General features: G+C 45.4%; 4 protein-coding genes. 2 read left to right on the top strand and 2 right to left on the bottom strand.

All coding sequences use genetic code 11. The features are described from left to right. Nucleotides 1–228 precede the first annotated feature (228 nt). Complete coding sequence (locus PN470_RS08005) at nt 229–495, bottom strand: YciI family protein (protein WP_002736524.1); 267 nt, start codon at nt 493–495, stop codon at nt 229–231. Nucleotides 496–655: 160 nt separating this feature from the next. Here PN470_RS08005 and PN470_RS08000 point away from each other — a divergent pair, with 160 nt between their 5' ends. Both PN470_RS08000 and glcD read left to right on the top strand, forming a co-directional pair. Then, entirely contained in the window at nt 656–1,207 is a 552-nt protein-coding gene (locus tag PN470_RS08000) for a 2'-5' RNA ligase family protein (RefSeq protein WP_069473888.1), read from the top strand. A gap of 147 nt (nt 1,208–1,354) precedes the next feature. Next, nucleotides 1,355–2,821: a glycolate oxidase subunit GlcD gene (glcD, locus tag PN470_RS07995; RefSeq protein WP_271935861.1), complete on the top strand. Its 1,467-nt coding sequence runs from the start codon at nt 1,355–1,357 to the stop codon at nt 2,819–2,821. Between the two features lie 29 nt (nt 2,822–2,850). On the opposite strand, the gene PN470_RS07990 is transcribed toward glcD, so the two are convergent. Then, complete coding sequence (locus tag PN470_RS07990) at nt 2,851–3,615, bottom strand: hypothetical protein (protein WP_271935862.1); 765 nt, start codon at nt 3,613–3,615, stop codon at nt 2,851–2,853. Nucleotides 3,616–3,856 lie beyond the last annotated feature (241 nt).

Below are 3,856 nucleotides of genomic sequence, written 5' to 3'. Positions count from 1 at the left end.
TAAATATTGGAAGAAAGGTAGTCGGAGAGGCCGCCTTTAGCGGGAATCCGATAGAGAGGTTCGTAGTTAACCCAGTACGGGTCAAAGCGTACAAAGCTAATTCTAGATGCAATATTTGCCTACAGAATTAGTAACTATTAGGGAGTAATATTTAGATAATCAACAGCTTAACATTGCCGTCTTTTCACTGATTACTGATTACTGATTACTGTTCCCTGAAAAGCTAGATTACTCTACGACAATTCGCCATTCATGGAGTTCGTATTCCACACAACCATTCTCGATTAAAGGATCGCGAACTATAATTGCTTGGGCTTCCTCAAGAGAATCGGCCTTAAATAATAACATTCCGCCGCCCCTTTCTGCCCAATAACCAGTTTTTGCCGCTCGTCCTTGGCTAATTAAATCACGCACATAGTCCTTATGGGCGCTGACATAGCGATCGAAGGTAGTTTTATCAACAATGCCTTTTTCTATCTTGACAAACCAGGGCATAAATTCTCAGGAGGCTAGGACTGATTAACAATCATATAATTATACCGATTAATCTTGACCGTCGAGGGTGCAATATAACAGAGATATACAATTAGCTAGAGTTGTGGAAGACTGCTAGAATCGAGGTGACAGCTTTATTTCTGTAGCTTTGCTTGCTTCCATGAATCAACCCCAGGGATCTCTATTTTTTATCGCACTTTTGCCGCCGCCAGAAGTACAGGAAATTGCCACAAAAATCAAGTTAGAGTTTGCAGAAATTTACAATAGTCGCGCTGCCCTGAAATCGCCTCCCCACGTCACTCTCCAACCACCTTTCCGGTGGAATTTAGAACAATTACCCGATTTAGAAAGATGTTTAGAGGAATTTGCCCGCTTGCACGCTCCTATTCCCCTGATTCTCCAGAATTTTGCCGCCTTTAAACCGCGAGTCATTTATATTAATGTCCAGAAAACCCCAGAATTATTAACCCTGCAAAAACGGCTTTTACAGCAGCTAGAATCTTCCTTGAATATCATTGATAATGCCTCAAAAAGCCGAGCTTTTTCGCCCCATTTAACCGTTGGCTTCCGAGATTTAACTAAAGATAATTTCTGGAAAGCTTGGTCAAAATATGCTAATCAAGAGCTATTTTTTGAGGTGATGATCGATCAAATTACCCTCCTAATTCATAACGGTAAGCGCTGGGAAATTTATCGGCAATTTTCTCTATAATCCAGACCCTTGCAGGTTTCTATCTACAGAGGAAGGGGTTCTAGTGGTAAAATAGGAGAGAGCAGTTTTTAAAGCTTAATTTCTGGCTTTTTTGCGATATTTTAACCTATAGAGCCATTTTACTGCGACTCCGCCGCCCTGAAACCTATGTTACTCAAAAATCCCCCGAAAATCTCCCCCAATCTGATCAAACAGTTAGAAGCGATCCTTGGCAAAGATGGAGTCATCCGTCGCAAAGATGAATTATTAACCTACGAGTGCGATGGTATCACAGGATACAGACAAAGACCCGCTCTTGTGGTGTTGCCTCGCAGCACCGCAGAAATTGCGACGGTGGTGAAACTCTGTCACGATAACGAGATTGCCTGGGTAGCAAGGGGTGCAGGAACGGGCTTATCGGGAGGGGCGTTACCCTTAGAAGAGGGGATTCTCATCGTTACGGCGCGGATGAATCAGATTCTCAGGGTTGATTTAGATAATCAAAGGGTGGTGGTGCAGCCCGGGGTGATTAATAATTGGGTGACGCAAGCAGTAAGCGGGGCGGGATTTTATTATGCACCGGATCCCTCTAGTCAAATTATCTGCTCGATCGGCGGTAATGTGGCGGAAAATTCCGGCGGGGTTCACTGTTTAAAATACGGTGTCACTACCAATCACGTTATGGGCTTAAAAATCGTCCTTCCCGATGGTTCAATTATCGATGTGGGGGGTGCGGTACCGGAACAACCGGGCTACGATTTAACCGGTTTATTTGTGGGTTCCGAGGGAACTTTAGGCATCGCCACGGAAATCACCCTAAGAATTCTGAAAACTCCGGAATCTATCTGTGTTTTACTGGCTGATTTTACCAGTATCGAGGCGGCGGGCCAAGCGGTGGCGGATATTATTAAATCGGGAATGATTCCGGCGGGGATGGAGATTATGGATAATCTCAGTATCAACGCCGTGGAAGACGTGGTGGCTACCGGCTGTTATCCCCGGGATGCCGAGTCAGTTTTATTAGTGGAATTGGATGGTTTAGGAGTAGAAGTCGCCAGTAATAAACATCGGGTTGCCGAGATTTGCCGTCAAAATGGGGCGAGAAATATCACCACGGCTAATGATGCCGAAACCCGCTTGAAACTCTGGAAGGGCAGAAAAGCGGCTTTTGCGGCGGCGGGGAAAATTAGCCCTAATTATTTTGTCCAAGATGGGGTGATTCCGCGCACTCAATTGGTGTCTGTTCTTCAGGAAATTAAGGCTTTAAGTGAAAAATACGGTTATAAAATCGCCAATGTTTTCCACGCTGGGGATGGCAATTTACACCCGTTGATTCTCTACGATAACAGGGTAGAGGGGGCCTGGGCAGAAGTGGAGGAATTAGGCGGTGAAATTCTCAAACTTTGTGTGCGGGTTGGGGGCAGTTTATCGGGGGAACACGGTATCGGCATCGATAAAAATTGTTATATGCCTGCTATGTTCAACGAGATTGACTTAGAAACTATGGGCTATGTGCGGGATTGCTTTAATCCCAAGGGTTTGGCTAACCCGGGGAAATTATTCCCCACCCCGCGCAGCTGTGGGGAAGCGGCTAATGCGAAAATACAAGGGTTTGCGGGGGTGGATGTGTTTTAGGTTATCGGTAAGTATTGACTGATGACTGATTACAGTCCAGCTTGGGGTGCTAGGGGCAGATTGATATTAGAGGGGAAAACTGGGACTTGTCTTTCCAGAAAACGCTGAATGATTAATTCTCGGAAAATCTCTAGGTCTTTTTGCCATTGTCCCAGATATTGTTTGAGCAGATTGAATCGATCGCGTCCCTCGGCCAGATTATAGTTAAAGTTGCCGGCAAATAATAGCGCCCCTAAAATTTTGCCATCGGGTAATTGTAATTTTGCCTCGTTAATCGCCACGGATAGCTGAGAGGTTTCTAACTGATAAAATAGATTGATGCCGGCTTGTAGGGGGGCTATACCGAAATTGTGCCAGGGACCGGGGGCCAGAAGAGTTTCGGTGATATATTTTTTAGCGGCATCGGGGCTACTGGGGAGAGGAACAATACTTTTCGGGGCGATATTCAGGGCTTGATATTCGGCTAAAGGGAGTTTATCTAGATATAAACCGACAATTTCTGGCAGTTTCAGGTTCAGGCTATCGGGGGATTTAATTATCTCCACAAAGGTAATTTTCCGGGGTTGGGCGACGATGCTGATGCCATTTTGAAAATTAACTTGAGCGTAATTGGGATTGAGTACCGGCTGGCCATTTAATTCCCAGTCGGGGGGAACTATTCCCGAATATTTGAGGAAATCAATCGTTAGCATGGCGGGATTGAGGCTCTTGGCGGTAATTGCGATGGCAAGTTCTTGTATTTCCCGCAAACTAGCCAGTGGTTGATTGGAGTTATTGTCAGTAGTGGCAATCATCAATTTTCTCCTTGGATATTTATCTTTTCTTTCTAAGTGGGTGGGGGTTAAAAATTGTTCAGATATCCCCCTTATTAAGGGGGGATTAAGGGGGGATCGGTACCCCCCTTATCAAGGGGGGCAGGGGGGATCTAAAGACAAAATCTATCTTCAATTTAATTGAAACCACTTAAGTAGGTAGGCGTTAAAAGTTGTCAGACACCCCCCTTATCAAGGGGGGCAGGGGGGGGGGCCCCCCCCC

Origin of the sequence: Microcystis sp. CS-574 (assembly GCF_028329095.1) — a bacterium.
GTDB classification, from domain to species: domain Bacteria; phylum Cyanobacteriota; class Cyanobacteriia; order Cyanobacteriales; family Microcystaceae; genus Microcystis; species Microcystis ichthyoblabe_A.
This window is presented reverse-complemented; position numbering and strand designations above follow the sequence as displayed.

What these genes read in the sequence shown, in the direction of transcription:
- PN470_RS07990 (WP_271935862.1), bottom strand. Translation starts at nt 3,615, where the DNA reads ATGATTGCCACTACTGACAATAACTCCAATCAACCACTGGCTAGTTTG.
- PN470_RS08000 (WP_069473888.1), top strand. Translation starts at nt 656, where the DNA reads ATGAATCAACCCCAGGGATCTCTATTTTTTATCGCACTTTTGCCGCCG.
- glcD (WP_271935861.1), top strand. Translation starts at nt 1,355, where the DNA reads ATGTTACTCAAAAATCCCCCGAAAATCTCCCCCAATCTGATCAAACAG.
- PN470_RS08005 (WP_002736524.1), bottom strand. Translation starts at nt 495, where the DNA reads ATGCCCTGGTTTGTCAAGATAGAAAAAGGCATTGTTGATAAAACTACC.